The sequence below is a fragment of the Aquibacillus kalidii genome (assembly GCF_014280935.1).
Classification (GTDB): Bacteria; Bacillota; Bacilli; order Bacillales; family Amphibacillaceae; genus Aquibacillus_D; species Aquibacillus_D kalidii.
In genome coordinates, this window is record NZ_JACLZI010000035.1 from 39941 (window position 1) to 57699 (window position 17759).

Genomic DNA, 17759 nt, shown 5'->3' on the forward strand with positions numbered 1-17759 from the left:
TGGTCTCTCGTTTTCTCCGAACCTAATATTAACTTGTAGTGTTAGTGTAACATAGTAAAGTCATCGATTTCTACTTAAATACTCTTGTTGCTTCTACAGCTTTCTGCCATCCAGCATACAGTTTATCTCTAGTTGCATCCTCCATATCAGCTGTAAAGGTCTTCTCTTTTTGCCACTGCTTAGAAATCTCTTCTTTACTCTCCCAAAATCCTACTGCCAAACCTGCTAAATAGGCAGCACCTAAAGCAGTCGTTTCATTTACCTGTGGGCGCTCAACCGGAACACCTAATAAATCACTTTGAAATTGCATTAAGAAGTTATTCTTAACCGCTCCACCATCTACTCGAAGTGATTTTAAATCAATACCGGAATCTGCAATCATTGCATCTAATACATCCTTCGTTTGATAGGCAAGTGATTCTAGTGTTGCACGGATAAAGTGTTCCTTCGATGTTCCACGAGTGATGCCAAACATCGCTCCACGTGCATCACTATCCCAGTATGGTGTACCAAGTCCAACAAAAGCTGGCACCATATACACTCCCTCAGTCGATTCCACGCGCTCTGCATAATTTTCCGTATCTGCCGCATCCTTGACCATTCTAAGTCCATCTCGTAGCCATTGAACTGCAGAACCTGCTACAAAGATACTTCCTTCTAAAGCGTATTCCACTTTTCCGTCAATTCCCCAAGCTAATGTAGTTAAAAGTCCGTGCTCTGACTGTACTGGCTTTTCTCCAGTATTCATTAGCATAAAGCAACCTGTTCCATATGTGTTTTTAGCCATTCCTTCCTCGTAGCACGCTTGCCCAAATAAGGCTGCTTGTTGGTCACCTGCAATACCCGCAATCGGAATCTCCTGACCATATAAATGATAGCTAACGGTTTCTCCATATATTTCTGAAGATGGGCGAACCTCAGGTAGCATACTTTTCGGGACAGTTAATATATCTAGGAGCTCTTCATCCCATTTCAAATCATAAATATTATACATTAGTGTACGAGAAGCATTAGAATAATCTGTTACATGTTTTTCTCCACCAGTAAGCTTATAAATTAGCCAACTATCGATTGTTCCAAATAATAAGTCACCGTTGTCCGCCTTCTCACGAGCGCCGTCGACGTTGTCTAAAATCCATTTAACTTTTGTACCAGAGAAATACGGGTCGATTAACAAGCCTGTTTTCTCTCTGAATAACTCATTGTAACCTTTTTCGCGTAATTCTTTACAAATATCTTCTGTTTGTCGAGATTGCCAAACTACCGCACGATAAATTGGTTTCCCCGTATTTTTATCCCAGACAACAGCTGTTTCCCTTTGATTCGTTATGCCTATTCCAGCAAGTTGAGATGGTTCAATGTCTGCTTTACGAAGCACATCTGCAATACACGCAAGGACAGATGTCCAGATTTCATTAGCATCATGCTCTACCCAACCTGGTTTAGGGAAAAACTGTTCAAATTCCTTTTGACCTGTAGCCACAATTTCCCCTTGATGATTAAATAAAATCGCACGTGAACTTGTTGTCCCTTGATCTAGTGATAAAATAAACTTCTCCACGATAATTCCCCCTATTAATAATGTTATCAAACTACCCCTTATATCGCCTTTTTCATATTATCTGACACTGGCGCTTTGCCTTTTTTCAACTCCACATTGGCTGCCATCACCATGATAAGGACAACAACAGCACTAACTGCCCAGAACCCAAAGCCATATTCATTAGCAAAAATTGCGCGATAGAATAATGCTCCATAGATACCACCTAATGCTGGCCCTAAAACCGGAATCCAAGCATATCCCCAATCAGATTTCCCTTTACCGATTATAGGAAGTACCGCATGAGCAATACGAGGACCCAAGTCCCTAGCAGGATTGATGGCATAACCAGTTGTTCCGCCTAAAGACATACCAATTGCTATAATTAATAACCCAACAATAGCTGGATTTAATCCCTCTGTAAAATTATTCGCACCGATAAACATTAACCCCATAACAAGAACAAAAGTACCGATAATTTCACTTACTAAGTTAGACAATGGACTTCTTACTGCTGGATCTGTAGAGAAAACAGCTAGTTTAGCCCCTTTATCTTCCGTTTCTTTCCAGTGTGGCAAGTATTGGAAAAATACAATTGTAGCACCAATAAAAGCACCTAACATTTGTGCTCCGATGTACGTCGGGACCTTAGCCCAAGGAAACTCCCCTACAGACGCAAAGCCTAACGTAACAGCTGGATTTAAATGTGCTCCTGATACACTTCCTACTGCATAAACCCCCATCGTAACAGCAAGACCCCAACCGATCGTGATCACGACCCAACCTGCACCTTCTGCTTTGGTTTTCTTGAGTACTACTCCCCCAACAACTCCACCACCAAAAATGATCAAAATCATCGTACCAATCACTTCAGCTAAAAACTCTGACACTTCCATCCACCCCTTTTGTCATTGTTTGTAGTTAACTACATTCATAACAGGCACGTGCTTTGTGAAAAAGACACAGAAAAGCCCACACAACAATCCATGTACTCCATTCCTAGGAAAAGTACATAAACTTGCAGTGTGGGCTCCATATCTCCAACACATTTTCTTAACTTGTTATACCCATAAGTTACAATACTTTGTAAACGCTGTCAACAACTTTTTCAGAAAAAATTAGTAAGGAAGGGAGTGGAGCCCAATCCACCCTTCCTTCTTACCTTACTGGTATTACGATGATCTTCAAGCAAACTGGCACATTCATTAAAGATAAGATTGCTCCAACTTTTTAACTAGATAAAACTTAATCACCTGTAAGAATATTTGCTAATCACCAGGAATGTTCGTTTTTATTCCTTTCCAGAAGTACACTATTTACTTTTTAAGGATCCAACAATCCTGAGAAAAGTATATCTATCCGTCACAGCACTTATAAAAGCTACTTTTTGACATGCCACAGATCAGATCGTGATGTCGTTATCGCAACAGCTCCACTCCCTAAAGCATTTCTAACATCCTCTTCTGTTCTAATTAAACCTCCCGCAATAAGGGGCAGACTTACGCGCTCACTTATTTCCGAAAGAATAGAAGGAATAATCCCGGGCAATACCTCTATGTAATCTGGCTTCAACTTTTGGATCAATTGAATGTTATGATTTAACGCTTGACTATCTAAGGCAAACAATCGTTGAATTGCAATGATTTTATTTTTCTTTGCGAGGGAAATGACATTGGCTCTAGTCGACAAAACCCCGTCTACCTTTAACCCATTGACTAGATATTCCATACCATATTCATCTGCCTTTAAACCTTGAATCAGATCTGCATGCACTAATACTTTTTTCCCTCTTTTTTTAGAGTAATTAATTAAACTACCAATCTGCGAAAGTCTCGTTTCTAGAAATATGACATATTCCATATCACTTTCTAACACCTTTTCAAAATCTTTTACATTTCTGACAGCGGGGAGAACTCCTGCTAATGTCACAACACCAAACCCCTTTCCAACAAAACTACTTTAATTTTTTTATATTATATGATTATCTTCTATATTCTAGACTAGAATACTAGAAAAGGAAAAGACTAGTACATCCCTATAAAAGAGCACAAAACATGATGAATTTAGTAAAATTTCAACTCTAATAATAGGTCTTTTTTCTCAAAAACTGTAATATAAGTAAATAATTCACGGAAAAATGTAGGATTATGTCAATTCGTTTAGTATAATAAGCAGTACTTCCTAGTAGTTATTACTTATAAGTTCGTTATGAGGGGCTGTCGTTACAATGACCAACATTCAAACAATTGAGAGAAAAATAGAGAAACTGAGAATGCAAATGTACGAATGCTATAAAGATAATCGATTCAGTAGTGACGTAGTAGAAATCTCCCAGGAACTAGACAAACTATTAAATGAAGTACAAAACATCCCCTCTACTAGTCAAAATACATAATAGAAAAGCGTAAGCGCCTAGACCACACCCAACAAGCAAAAGACTTAGATGGGATAGGCGCAAGAGCTAGACACCTAAGCAAAAAAATCACATTTTCTTATAGAGCAAAAAAGGCGAGTCCTATGATGGACTCGCTTTTTTACTAGTTGCAACTGCTTTTCTATCATATAATTTCGTCGTAATATAAGGGATAGTATATAAAACAATTAATAGGTAAAATAAAACCTGAATATTAAATAAATCAACAATGACACCACCGACTACCGGTCCAATCATCCTACCAGCAGCCCCAACACTATTGATTATCCCTTGATAGAATCCAATTCTACCCTTAGGTGCCAATTCATATGCGAGTGTTGGTATGGCAGGCCAAACAAGCATTTCACCAATTGTTAAAATGACCATCGCAATTGCAAATACGGTGAATTTGTCTGCAAATAACAACACAATAAAGGAAGCAATAAATACAGTAACACCTAAATAAATCTGTTTTTTTGGTTCTGTTATGATGTTTGTTAACCATTTAATAATCGGTTGACCTAGTACAATGAGTGCACCATTTATCGCCCACAACACACTGTATTTTGAAATAGATATCCCTAATTCTTGTGTATATGGTGCAATCGTTGACTGCCACTGGACATACCCTATCCAACACACAAGAAAACCAATGCTTAATATAATCAATGAATAGAACGCTGATTTATCCTTAATTTTTTTACTTTGGTCGATTACCGTACTATAAGCATGGGCATCTGTTTTCTTATCCATCTGTCTATACGTAACCGATGCAAAAATAAAGAATACAATAAACAAGACTGCATTAGCTATAAAAATATAAGCAAATGAGATATCTGCAATGAATCCTCCAATCGAGGCTCCTAACGCCACACCTAAATTCTGGGCCACATATATTGCATTAAAAGCCTTTCTTCCACCTTCTGGCCAGATTGAGCTAGCCATAGCATATACAGCAGGCATACTAATTCCAGACCCAAAACCCATCACAATTAACAAAATGGAATAAGGGACAATTGAATTAAACACGGCCAATAGACTAGCAGCGATTACCGTGATCGATCCACCACTTATTATCGTTCGATACCCACCTAGTTTATCAAATAGTGTTCCACCAATTAAATTACCGAGAATTCCAAGCCCTTGGTTAAGCATAAGTATGAAACCCGCAAATGCAAGTGACTTTCCTAATTCATTATGCATATATATTGCATTAAGCGGCCACACGAATGAAGCTGCTGTAATATTTATAGCCGTACCTATTATCAAAAACCAAATTTGCTTTGGCATAGTATTTCATCTCTCTTCTATTTATTCAAAATGAAATATTAAACTAATTACAAAATAACTACAATAGCTTAGCTAAGTTTCGGAATTATTAATTTTCGACACAGAATTTAGTCTATTAATATATAGGAAGAAAAACGTGAAAATCGTCGTATTTTTATAAAATATGGTGACATTACTTATAATTTTTTGCGATTAATTAAAAGTAATTTACAAATAGTGGGTATGTAACCAACCTTATTATTTGCTCACCACCCTGTATTCGCTTACAATATTAATGTGACAAACTTTTGAACTTTTTAAATAAATAATTGTTGCTAATTTTCAAACAAGCATCAGGCATCGATCATTCAAAAACCTATCTCAAAATTAGATGGATTTGAGGTTGTGAGATTATTTAACATACTAAATAGTTAAATTTCTGGCCAAAACATGTTATGATAGATATATATCCCAAGAGAAACCTAGCTTTTAAAAAGGTGCTTGATACAATAAAAAGCTAACGTTTTCTTTGTACAATTTGGAGTGTTAATCAGTCAAATAGTACAAATTATTATCTTTCAATATCGTGTTCCTTAAATATTCCCCATCGAAAAATTCCATAAATCGAATTGGAGTAATAGAAAAATAGATTGGTTAAGGATATGCTAAACAAAGATTATTTAGCTTTGTTTTCGGGTACAAATAAATAGAAACATACCGATAATATTCTGAAGTTTCTTACTTTAACCTATCCCAATCGATATCCACATGGACAACGACTTATCGTAAGCACCAAAATTCAAACACTTACTTAGACAAAATTTGAAAGGACGTGCACCGTTTGGAAACTAAAACAGAACAAAAAAGCACTGTCTCTCTCCATAGAGATGTAGACTATTTAAGTCAATTACTGGATAACGTACTATTGCACGAGGGTGGAGAAGTATTACTTGAAAAAGTAAACAAAATTCGATCTCTTTCCATCAATTTACGTGAAACACAAGATCAAGCTATTTACAAGCAGATTAAAACAGAGATTAATAGTTTAGACCCGTCATTACGCCAAAATGTTATACGTGCGTTTGCTATTAACTTACATTTGTTTAATATCGCAGAACAAAATTACCGCAGCCGCCGTCGTCGCGAATATCAAGCGCAGGATACGAATATTATCCAGCCAGGTTCTCTAGAAGATGGTGTTAATACATTAATCAGCAATGACGTCACACCAGATATGATTTCAAGCTTACTCGAGACATTATCTTTAGAACTCGTAATTACTGCGCACCCTACCGAGGCTACTCGAAGGACTATTTTACAAATCCATCAGCGCATAGCTAATTTGTTAAAGTCTTGGGATTACGCTTATACTCGTTATGAGAAGAAAGTGATTCAAGAAACCATTCAAAATGAAATTACAATTCTTTGGCAAACTGAAGAAATAAGAGAAAAGAAACCTTCCGTAATGAAGGAAGTTTCAAACGGGCTTTATTATTTTGATAAGGTACTATTTGATGTGCTACCACGACTACATCAAGATTTAGAGGATTTACTTTTTGAGAAATATAATAAGCGTTGGCAGGTGCCTTCTTTCCTACGATTCGGTTCATGGATCGGTGGGGACAGAGATGGAAATCCTAATGTGAAAGCAACGACAACATTTGAAACATTAAAAACACATCGTGCTTTAGTATTGAAAAAATATAAGCAATCATTAAAGGATTTAAAGGATCTTTTAAGTCATTCTGCAAAAAAAGTTACCATTGATGATGAAATAACTACTTCTATTAAACAAGACCAAGAAAAATTAAACGAACGCGGATGGCATAAAGAGGATGAAGTTTACCGTGTTAAAGTTTCCTTAATGCTTAAAAAGCTAGAGCTCACTGCACAAGACAGTGACTTAGGATACCAAAGTGCCGAAGAATTATTAGATGATTTATATATGATTCAAACCAGTTTAACAAACCATCATCCTAATCACAATCCTATCAAGCTATTGCGCAAAGTAATTCGCCAAGTAGAATTATTCGGATTCCATTTAGCATCGTTAGATATTCGAAATCATAGCGGTGAGCATGAATCAGCGATCACTGAAATTTTACACAAAGTGAAAATAGCTAGCGATTATAAAGCGTTAGATGAGAAGAAAAAAGTAGATACACTAATTGAAGTACTAGAAGATCCTAGACCGATGATTTCTATCTACGATGAATTTACGGACGAGACACAAGAAGTAATTAATACGTTTAGAATGATCAAACGCGCTCAGGACACATTTGGTCAGCGAGCGATCGAGGTTTATCTAATTAGCATGACTACTTCCGTAAGTGACTTACTTGAGGTTTTAGTACTTGCTAAGGAAGCAGGACTATACCGCGTATATCCAGATGGAAAAGTGGTAAGTCGAATTCACGTTGCACCACTTTTGGAGACGATTGATGACTTGAAGAATGGACCAGGAATGATTGAACAGCTATTTAGTATTCCACTTTACCGCAAGCATCTAGAAGCACGTAAAGATTTACAAGAAATTATGTTAGGATACTCTGACAGTAGTAAAGATGGTGGTACACTAACAGCTAACTGGGAATTATACAAAGCACAACAAGATATCCATGATATCGCTTCTCGCTATGGAGTTAAATTGAAATACTTCCACGGACGCGGAGGATCATTAGGCCGTGGTGGCGGTCCGCTATATTCTAGTCTGTTATCTCAACCTCCAGTAACATTAGGAGATGGTGTGAAAATCACGGAACAAGGTGAGGTACTATCGTCTAGGTACCTATTACCTGATATAGCTTACCGTAGTTTAGAACAAGCAACATCAACTATGATGACTGCAATTATGGGTATTAATAGTTCTACTTCAGAGCAAAGACACCTGCAATCTGCAGAGGCAGAAAAAGCGATGGATGATATCTCCACTTACGCGCTAGAGAAATATCAATCACTTGTCTTTAATGATCCAGGTTTCTTGAGTTACTTTAATCAAGCGACACCATTGCACGAGCTTGGTGACTTGAATATCGGTTCAAGACCAATGAAACGTAAAGGTAGTGACCGATTTGAGGATTTACGTGCAATCCCTTGGGTATTTGCATGGACACAAAGTCGTCAACTTCTACCAGCATGGTATGCGGCTGGTTCTGGATTACAAAGATTCATTGATGAATCTAACAATATTGAGCTATTGCAGCACATGTATAAAACATGGCCATTCTTCCAAGCTACGATTAACAATCTGCAAATGGCTTTAATCAAAGCAGACCTTGCGACTGCTGAAGAATATACGAAAATGGTTAATGATGAAGAAGTTAGAAAACGTATTTTCGATCAAATTACCGATGAATACAATTTGACTAAAGATATCGTTCTTAGAATAACGGGTCAAGCGGAGCTTATGGATCATAAAACAAACTTAAAAGAATCCGTCCGCTTACGAAATCCATTAGTAGATCCGCTAAACTTATTCCAGGTTGATCTCATTTCTTTACTACGCAGTGGTAGTGACGACGATAAGAAAGCAGAAGACTTACTAACTGAGGTACTACTAACGATCAATGGTGTGGCAGCAGGACTTCGTAACACAGGTTGATTTAGATTACACTAACACAAGACTGATTCATGGTTAACGCCATGGAATCAGTCTTTTTTTTAGCTATAACAAAAACATCCTCTTTCAACTTCAATTTTAACACTCAACCATTTATTAAAATTACGAATTAGCAATAAACAGTTTCCCCACTTAGTTTGTTTACCCTTCTAACCTAAGTGCTTCTGTTCGTCCCCTCAAAGCGGACATCTCAATGCCAGTAATCCTTTAGTTCAATAAAAACAACAACAAACCTAATCCTGTCATGTCATGTATCAATTAATTATATTTCTCATACAAATAATAATAGTCAACACCTAATTGTTACAAATTTTCGAATTAAATGTTACATTTTTGTGAACATGATGGTATAATAAATGTAAACACTTACAAAACTATAATAAAGCAACAATTCCAAGGAGGATTTTGACATGGATGTATTATTGATATTCTTATTGATCTTTAGTGTAACACCATTGGTTTTATGGGCTGACAATTGGAAAAAAACAGCGATTGTCCAAATTCCGTTAGTTCTTGGATCTTGGTTTGTATTTATGAAATTTGTGACAACTGGAATTGACCCAAGTCAATTTTATTTGTGGATTATATTCTATGGAAACATTTTATATGGCCATATCGCATTTACCATCATGCTTTTAGAAGCAAGAAAATCGCTAAAACTCCGTGGAGATTACCTTACATCAAGGCGGATGACTTTGTCTAGGAACTAACTTTTTTAAAAAAAACCAAAAAATAAACCCCCTCAATACGATTTATCGAGGGGGTTTCTATGTATGATCGCATGGGAGACAAAATCACTTGGGAGGTCATTTTGGTCAAACAATCCATGCGATTTCTGGGTGAATTCATGCTAATCACCCAGGTAGTTTAAGCTAATATTTTAGCTTCTATATTAGTTATAACAATAAAATTGTTATTTGTCATACATCTAAAGTCGGAGTTTTTATCCGCTTTTTGGTGGATCCCTTTATTACGATAGAATTAATGTTGTTAGGGGATTATTACCACCCTTAGTTATACAGCCTCTCTAAACTAAAAACTTCTAGAAAGATTATCCTCTCCTCTTCTTATTACCACACTTTTATATACTTAAAACATAATAAGAAAAATAGTCCTATTTTAAGTGACAGTAAACATCGATCAAGATTATAATGGTATTTTAAGGGTAAAAGAAGATGAAAACGATGGACCAAGTAAACTACTTTAGTTAATCCATCTAACTATCCTTTCATGACATTTGTATTATTTTTTGCAGAATGTCAATCATGTGTGGATATCCAATTCCCTTCATCTCCACTTTTTCAATGCTTTATGAAATTCTAATCAAGAGTTCGCATTGGCTAGAACTGTATTCTTCTATGTTCTTTGTAAGTGGTATCGCAATTTCATCCTTACTCCTATCTCATTGATTGGCCAACTCGGGGGAAAATCAAAGGGACTAGTCACTTTGATTTACACACTTGTATTATTCATGGGTACGAGCGTCGGTCCGATTATATCTGTTCATTTATCAGACTAACGGCATACATTCATTGCCTTTTTACGCTTTTGTGGGACTTCTTACCATTGCCTTCCTACTGGCAAACTTTATAACAATAAAAGCGCCTGAATAATAACAAAGATAAGATCAATCCTAATTGGTATAGTTACCTTACATACATATTGGAGGGAGAAACATGCACGAATTCAATGAAGTATTCATACAATTACTAATCCTGTTGGCAATATCCATCACTGTAATTGGTATAGCCAAACGCTTGAATCTACAGTACACAATTGCACTGGTTTTTGTCGGGCTAATTTTAGGTATCACTGACGTTCCAATCCCACTAATGAATGATGCAGAAGTATTCATTACACAATCAGAGGTTTTTCAAGCTATTATTATTTCGTTATTTTTGCCAATCTTACTTGGTGATGCGACTTTGAAGCTACCATTTCACCATTTACTTCAATATAAAAAAGAAGTAGCATCTATGGCACTTGCAGGTACTTTTCTTTCATTTATCGTAATTGGATTTACCTCCCACTTTATCATCGGGCTATCCATTCCAGTTGCCTTTACATTCGCAGCCTTGATGAGCGCGACTGACCCTATCAGTGTACTGTCGATTTTTAAATCAGTCGGGGTATCCAAGAAAATTTCTACTGTAATGGAAGGGGAATCTTTATTCAACGACGGGATTGCTGTTGTCCTTTTCCAAATTTCTTCTATTTATTTGTTATCTTATATAGAGCTAGGTTGGCAAGGTTTAGGCAACGGGATTTTCATGTTTTTAAAGTTTAGTATTGGTGGTGCCTTGTTAGGGATAGTGTTAGGCTATATTTTCTCGCAAATTATTAGGCTATACGATGACTACCCTTACGAAATTGCCATTTCTGCCTTACTATTCTTTGGAAGTTATTTTATAGCTGAACATATTCATGTATCAGGGGTAATTGCAGTAGTTGCTGGTGGATTTGTGTTCGGTGACTATGGTGGTAAAATTGGGATGTCTAAAGAAACAAAAACGAACATTAATACGTTTTGGGATGTCATCACCCTAATTGCAAACTCGATTATTTTCTTATTGATCGGCCTAGAAATTAGAAATATAGACTTTACAGGACATTGGGATATTATTGCCCTTGCTATTCTAATTGTATTACTCGGAAGACTTGTAGCACTCTACGTTAGTACATTGCATACGAAAGAGTTAAACCGTAAAGAACGGATTCTCCTAAATTGGGGTGGGTTAAAAGGGAGCTTGTCCATTGCACTTGCGTTAAGCTTGCCTTACAGCTTTGAAGGAAGAGAAACCGTTTTGTTACTTACTTTCTCTGTTGTGTTATTTTCGTTAATAATACAAGGTCTGACAATTAAGCCTTTAATAAAGAAGCTTGGTTTATCAACTAAAAATTAAACACTCTCCGTACAAAACAGATAAAAGTAAGCCCTTCGCTACCTATTAACGAAGGGCTCTATTTATTATTCAACCAATTCACTTGAGTTAGAATCGATAACATCTCTGTTCACTACATACGTTTTGCATAAAAAGTCATGAAGCGATTTATGCTGAAAGTCGAAAAAAATCATAACATAACCAAGAAAGCATAATGCAGAAGAAATGAAATAAGCATAAAAACGGAGCAATGAACGAATAAACGTAATCTGGTTGCCATCCCCATCCACAACCACGGCACCAATTGACATCTTTCCTAGCGTTCCTCTTAATGGAGAAGCTGTCATACCAGCATAGTAGAGCGAGATGAGTAGAAAAAGTAGATAAAAGTTGGCGATTTCTAGCACTAAAATACTGAGGATGAGACTATCAATGCAAAAAGCAAACAGGCGCTTTTGGAAACCAATAAATGTTTCCTCCTCATTTTGTTCGCTTTGATGCTTCAATGGAGTTAAATCAGAATGTTGACTATCATTCCGATTAGAATATCTTACCTCATTATAGAGTTTCTGCCATTCTATAAGCCGTTTACTCTTTTCCACACCACTCAGATCCTTTCAGCCTTATTGTCTAATAATAGCATAATTAGCACGAAAACTCTTGTCGATTGTTACTAACTGATCGGTGAGAACTAACGTTGCGGGTTCAAAAAAAGACTAGCCCCGTGTGAGGCAAGCCTTTTTGACCATTATTCTTTAGAGATAACCTTTGCAATAACCTGCTCACCTGCTGAAACTGTTCCTGATGTGTTAGATTCAGCAATTTCGAAGTCATCTCCATTTAACACAATAATTGGTGTAATGGTGTTGTATCCGCTATTGTTTATTTGTTCTAAATTAAAGTCAGCTAATACATCGCCTTGTTTTACTTTTTGACCTGCTGACACCTTAATATCAAAGCCTTCACCTTTCAAATTGACCGTTTCGAGCCCCATATGTATGAGCAACTCTACGCCTTCATTTGATCGGAAGGAGATCGCATGTTTTGTATTAAAGACATCTACAACTTCTCCATCTAGAGGTGAAACAACCTTGTTATCCGTCGGCTTTATCGCTAGGCCATCCCCCATCATTTTTTCCGCAAATACTTTATCAGGGACATCTTCTAGTGGGACTACGGTTCCTGTTAGTGGTGCTACAAGTATTGTATCCTTTGGTTCCTTATTCTTTTTAAATAGTGATTTAAACAAGTGGATTCCTCCTAAGATCTTAGTCCATAGAAATAAGCAATTAGATTCCTTATATTTTTCATTGGTTACACTTGCAATTCTCAAATAGATTAATTTGCTTTAAGTACATTATACTACTTGTATATACATCAAGTAAATCATTCCTACCTACCATAGATATTCCTCTTCTACTAAGTATTAAACCACAATAAAATTTGATAACCAATATAAACAGATTGCACAAAAAATACAGTTCCCCAAATAACAGCTGGTATTAATGTCGCCTTCTGTAAATTAGTTGCATCTCCTGCATTTTTAGGTTCAAAGAAACTTATTCTCAAAATATGACTGGCACTAAGGATTGATTCTACAAGGATAATCGCGGCTAACATATAACTAATATGAATAATAAGTATATCCATCGAGTGATTCAAGAGCAGCCAAATCAATATTACGAATGAACTAGTCCAAAGAAACCCAAATACGTTTCTAATCCACAAAACACTAGCTATAGCTGCAATAACTAAGTAAAGTGTTAGAACAGCAGAATAGCGCCCTTCGTTTAATAAATAAAATAATAACAGTGCTGTTATCGATGCTCCAGTGTACCCTGCATAGGCTGTTAAAACTCTACTTATCCAAGAAGCATTACTTGTAATCGCATATCCAGATGTATCTCTATTTAATGCTATTCGGTGACCCTTCCCACCCGTAACACTAGCGATAACAACATGCCATATTTCATGTGTAATCGTATTAATTAATCTTATATAAGTTCCGATAAATGGCGTTTTTATTAATATAATTGCTCCTATCATATAGTAAATTAGGTTCACCCTGAATCCTTCCTTCGAATTGATTATTACCATACATTTTTCCCACTTTTAATAAAAGTTAAAACGTCTGTTTCTAAGTCATAACGGTAAACACATGTTTCATAAGAAAGAATATACTGAATTAACTATGCTACCAGCTAATAATCCATAAACATATCCCCTAATAAAATATCCAGATTGCCTTAAAGGTAGTACCTAATCCCAACGCCCTAAATAATGGGAAGGAGTACAAAGATGATAATGGAGGATGACTTTTCTTTCGTAGATGGGCAACCATTTATGAATCTTTCAAAAGACAACATGTCCTTTGAAGATGTTTTCACACATATTGTACAATTTATGAAACAAGACCCAAAGGGCAATTATCGCCTAATGGTCGGAACCGATTCCCAGGTTCATAAATTTCATACACTTTTTATCACAGGAATTGTGATCCAAAGAAAAGGCAAAGGTGCATGGGCTTGTATTGTTCCAATCAAATTCAAGCGCAAATATTTAAACCTTCATGAAAAAATCTCTATGGAAACAACACTTACAGAACAAGTTGCCTATCTGTTTACGAAAGAACATAAAAACAAATTAATAGATATTATTTTACCTAATTTGTACAAAGGCAGTTCCTTTACGATGGAAGGCCATATTGACGTAGGATTAGAAAAAAGGTCGTTAACACGCTTTATTGCTAGTGAGATGATGGCAAGAATTGAGTCTGCAGGACTTGAACCTGTAGTCAAACCTGAATCGATTGTTGCTTCTGGTTATGCAAACAGATATACGAAATACCCGAAAAAGTTTCTAAAGTTTTAGAACGGTAGAAGAGAGTATCTCAACATCCATGAGATACTCTCTTCTACTTTTTATTTGTGCTATTTTTGTCTATTGACGCATTCCTTTGAAATAATGGTTGATATAGCCTTTGAATTGACGCAAATATCACCTAACACACGCAATAAACTGTCAAAGCAACGCATATCTGTTTTTTGATGACGCATTTTATTAGATTCGGGAACAATACAACGGTGTAAAGATAAGACCTGAAAATATAGGATGAAAACTTAAACAATCTGAACGTCACCACGATCAGAAATGACTGTTTTTGATTATTTTTCACTTTTATTAACTTAAATCCTTTCGCTATTTTAATGTTTTTGAAATAAAATGATTGTTTATGAAAGAAAGTGATTGATTTTTGTAAGCGCTTGAGTTAATATATAATCAAAGAAACCAAAACAAGAAATATAAAATCAAATATTAAATGTAACCGCTTTTAAAATGTACTGGTAAAGAAAGGTGTGTTAAGAGTGTTAACAATTGAACGACAATCAAAAATTCTGGAACTATTAAATAAAAAAGATTTTGTAACAATCCAAGAACTTGTTGACCAACTATCCTCTTCCGAATCAACTATACGTCGAGATCTAAGTCAATTAGAAAAGGAAAAAAAATTACGTCGAGTACATGGTGGTGCCTCTAATTTACATCAAAAAGGAGAGGAACCTAGTTTAACTGAAAAATCCACCAAGTATTTGAAAGAAAAGGATGTAATCGCAAGCAATGCTGCAGGACTTGTACAAAATGGTGACTGTATTTTCTTAGACGCTGGTACAACAACGTATCAAATGATCAAGCACTTATCAGCAAAGGATATCACAGTTGTAACGAATGGGTTAAATCTAGCCCAAGCATTACTAGAGCTAGAAATTGACACTCATTTAATTGGTGGATTAATCAAAAGAAAGACAAATGCATTAATAGGACCAAAGGCTACCGAGACATTATCACAATTTAGATTTGATAAAAGCTTTATCGGTGTAAACGGCATTCATTTAGATTTTGGTTATACGACACCGGATCCTCAAGAGGCAGCTGTTAAAGCACTTGCCGTCAATCTTGGACAAAAAGTTTATGTCCTGGCCGACGCTAGCAAATTCCAGGAAGTTACCTTTTCTAAAGTATCTGATTTAAAAAATGCCATTATTATTACAAACCAACTAGACTTAGAGACATACAACGAATTTAGTTCTGAAACCGAAGTTAAAATGGTTAACATTTAACTTTCACGCTTAGGAGGCAAGTACAATGAAAATTACTGATTTATTAAAACCAGACACAATGATATTAAACCTTCAATCCAATTCAAAATCGGAAGTTTTAGATGAATTAATAGAAAAATTGGACCAAGCTGGGAGATTAAGAGATAAGAAAGTATTTAAAAATGAAATCCTTAAACGTGAAGAACATACTACAACTGGGATAGGTGATGGCATAGCTATTCCTCATGCTAAAACAAAGGCGGTAAAGGTGCCATCAATCGCATTTGGTAGATCACAACAGGGTGTGGAATTTGAAGCATTAGATGGCAAACCTAGTAATCTATTTTTCATGATTGCCGCTTCAGAAGGTGCAAATAATGATCACCTCGAAACATTAGCTCGCTTATCCGGTATGTTAATGGATGATTCATTTAGGCAAAAGTTACTACAGGCTAATTCTGAGTCTGAAATTTTTGAAGCAATCAATAAAAAGGAACAAGAACGAATTGCGCAAGATAACGGAGGTGTTAGTAGTATGGCGAAGAAAAAAGTCCTTGCTGTTACTGCCTGTCCTACTGGGATTGCACACACGTTTATGGCAGCGGATTCATTAAAGGCAAAAGCTGCTGAACTTGGTGTAGATATTAAAGTAGAAACTAGAGGTTCTGGTGGTGCTAAAAACGTTCTAACTGAAGAAGAAATTAAAAACGCTGATGCTATTATTGTAGCAGCTGACACGAAGGTAGATATGGATCGCTTCCATGGTAAACCCGTTATAGAAGCAGCAGTTGCCGATGGTATCCGGAGACCTAAAGAACTTATAGAAAAAGCATTAAGTGGAAATGTTGCGCCTTACAAGGGCAGCGGTTCTACTGCTAATTCCAATTCGTCATCCAGTTCGTCAACTGGAAATCCATTTAACGCATTTTATAAACACCTCATGAACGGTGTATCACATATGCTACCATTCGTAGTTGGTGGCGGTATCCTGATTGCATTTGGATTTATCTTCGGTATTGAATCACATATACCAGGAAAAGAAGGTTATAATCAATTTGCAGAAGCGTTACACACAATTGGAGGCGGTAATGCATTTGGATTAATGGTTCCAGTGTTGGCTGGTTTTATCGCAATGAGTATAGCTGATAGGCCAGGGCTCGCTCCAGGTATGGTTGGTGGCTTTATGGCTGCACAAGGTGGATCTGGGTTTTTAGGTGGACTTATCGCTGGTTTCCTTGCAGGTTATATTGTTATTGGATTGAAACATTTATTAAGAAATTTACCGCAATCATTAGAAGGTATTAAAACAGTTCTTTTATATCCAGTATTAAGTATTTTTGCGGTGGGTATGACTATGTTTTTCGTTATAGATAAACCAGTTGGCTGGTTCAATACAGCGCTTGGTGATTGGTTACAAGGAATGGGCTCTACTAACGCAATTATTCTTGGTATTATTCTTGGCGGAATGATGGCTATTGATATGGGTGGTCCAGTAAATAAAGCAGCCTACACATTCGGTATTGCGATGATCGCTGATGGATTTTTAACTCCACACGCAGCTATCATGGCAGCTGGTATGGTTCCACCACTAGGAATTGCTCTAGCAACATTTTTATTCAAGAAAAAATTCACAAAAGAAGAACGCGATGCAGGTAAAACAAATATCGTTATGGGGCTTTCTTTCATTACAGAAGGTGCAATCCCATTTGCTGCAGCAGATCCTGGTCGTGTTATTCCGTCAATCGTAGCTGGTTCGGCAGTAGCAGGTGCATTATCCATGGCATTTAATATTGGTACACAAGCACCACACGGAGGAATATTCGTTATTGGTCTTGTACAAGGAAGTGCCTTACTTTACTTGTTAGCCATTCTTGCTGGTACTATTGTTAGCGCATTGATGCTAGGAATTTTGAAAAAAAATAAAATTTAATGCAAAAAT

At 36.4% G+C, this 17759-nt stretch carries 14 protein-coding genes; 7 read left to right on the forward strand and 7 right to left on the reverse strand.

The genetic code is table 11. From position 1 onward, the window contains the following. Positions 1 to 70: 70 nt before the first annotated feature. From glpK to H7K77_RS07295, 3 genes are all read right to left on the reverse strand, one after another. The gene (gene glpK / locus H7K77_RS07285) at positions 71 to 1564 is read right to left on the reverse strand and encodes a glycerol kinase GlpK (RefSeq protein ID WP_186577137.1); all 1494 of its coding nucleotides are present in this window, start codon (positions 1562 to 1564) and stop codon (positions 71 to 73) included. Between the two features lie 35 nt (positions 1565 to 1599). Further along, positions 1600 to 2430, reverse strand: coding sequence for an MIP/aquaporin family protein (locus tag H7K77_RS07290; protein WP_186577074.1), 831 nt, complete (start codon positions 2428 to 2430; stop codon positions 1600 to 1602). 490 nt (positions 2431 to 2920) lie between these two features. Next, positions 2921 to 3469, reverse strand: coding sequence for a glycerol-3-phosphate responsive antiterminator (locus H7K77_RS07295; RefSeq protein WP_186577075.1), 549 nt, complete (start codon positions 3467 to 3469; stop codon positions 2921 to 2923). Between the two features lie 298 nt (positions 3470 to 3767). Between H7K77_RS07295 and H7K77_RS07300 the strand changes: the two genes are divergently transcribed. Beyond that, a complete protein-coding gene (locus H7K77_RS07300) occupies positions 3768 to 3935 on the forward strand; it encodes an aspartyl-phosphate phosphatase Spo0E family protein (RefSeq protein WP_186577076.1) in 168 nt (55 codons plus the stop codon). Positions 3936 to 4055: 120 nt separating this feature from the next. Here the strand turns inward: H7K77_RS07300 and H7K77_RS07305 are convergent, their stop codons facing one another. Beyond that, positions 4056 to 5243: an MDR family MFS transporter gene (locus tag H7K77_RS07305; RefSeq protein ID WP_186577077.1), complete on the reverse strand. Its 1188-nt coding sequence runs from the start codon at positions 5241 to 5243 to the stop codon at positions 4056 to 4058. 811 nt (positions 5244 to 6054) lie between these two features. Between H7K77_RS07305 and ppc the strand changes: the two genes are divergently transcribed. The 3 genes from ppc (at position 6055) to H7K77_RS07320 (ending at position 11744) form a co-directional block, all read left to right on the forward strand. Next, positions 6055 to 8823, forward strand: coding sequence for a phosphoenolpyruvate carboxylase (gene ppc / locus H7K77_RS07310; protein WP_186577078.1), 2769 nt, complete (start codon positions 6055 to 6057; stop codon positions 8821 to 8823). Between the two features lie 428 nt (positions 8824 to 9251). Beyond that, positions 9252 to 9551 (forward strand): spore morphogenesis/germination protein YwcE, encoded by a 300-nt coding sequence (locus tag H7K77_RS07315; protein WP_186577079.1) that lies wholly within the window; start codon positions 9252 to 9254, stop codon positions 9549 to 9551. 966 nt (positions 9552 to 10517) lie between these two features. Further along, the gene (locus H7K77_RS07320; RefSeq protein ID WP_186577080.1) at positions 10518 to 11744 is read left to right on the forward strand and encodes a cation:proton antiporter; all 1227 of its coding nucleotides are present in this window, start codon (positions 10518 to 10520) and stop codon (positions 11742 to 11744) included. Positions 11745 to 11809: 65 nt separating this feature from the next. Here the strand turns inward: H7K77_RS07320 and H7K77_RS21495 are convergent, their stop codons facing one another. From H7K77_RS21495 to H7K77_RS07335, 3 genes are all read right to left on the reverse strand, one after another. Next, positions 11810 to 12325 carry an RDD family protein gene (locus H7K77_RS21495; RefSeq protein ID WP_186577081.1) on the reverse strand — a complete coding sequence of 172 codons (516 nt, stop codon included), beginning with the start codon at positions 12323 to 12325 and terminating at the stop codon, positions 11810 to 11812. A gap of 146 nt (positions 12326 to 12471) precedes the next feature. Next, on the reverse strand, positions 12472 to 12972 hold the full coding sequence (locus tag H7K77_RS07330; protein WP_186577082.1) for a PTS sugar transporter subunit IIA: 501 nt from the start codon (positions 12970 to 12972) through the stop codon (positions 12472 to 12474). A gap of 170 nt (positions 12973 to 13142) precedes the next feature. Beyond that, on the reverse strand, positions 13143 to 13787 hold the full coding sequence (locus H7K77_RS07335; RefSeq protein WP_186577083.1) for a M50 family metallopeptidase: 645 nt from the start codon (positions 13785 to 13787) through the stop codon (positions 13143 to 13145). A 234-nt stretch (positions 13788 to 14021) separates the two neighbouring features. Here H7K77_RS07335 and H7K77_RS07340 point away from each other — a divergent pair, with 234 nt between their 5' ends. The 3 genes from H7K77_RS07340 (at position 14022) to H7K77_RS07350 (ending at position 17750) form a co-directional block, all read left to right on the forward strand. Continuing rightward, positions 14022 to 14594: a ribonuclease H-like YkuK family protein gene (locus H7K77_RS07340; protein ID WP_407926421.1), complete on the forward strand. Its 573-nt coding sequence runs from the start codon at positions 14022 to 14024 to the stop codon at positions 14592 to 14594. Positions 14595 to 15088: 494 nt separating this feature from the next. Then, the gene (locus H7K77_RS07345; RefSeq protein ID WP_186577084.1) at positions 15089 to 15841 is read left to right on the forward strand and encodes a DeoR/GlpR family DNA-binding transcription regulator; all 753 of its coding nucleotides are present in this window, start codon (positions 15089 to 15091) and stop codon (positions 15839 to 15841) included. A 25-nt stretch (positions 15842 to 15866) separates the two neighbouring features. Beyond that, entirely contained in the window at positions 15867 to 17750 is a 1884-nt protein-coding gene (locus H7K77_RS07350) for a PTS fructose transporter subunit IIABC (protein ID WP_186577085.1), read from the forward strand. Positions 17751 to 17759 lie beyond the last annotated feature (9 nt).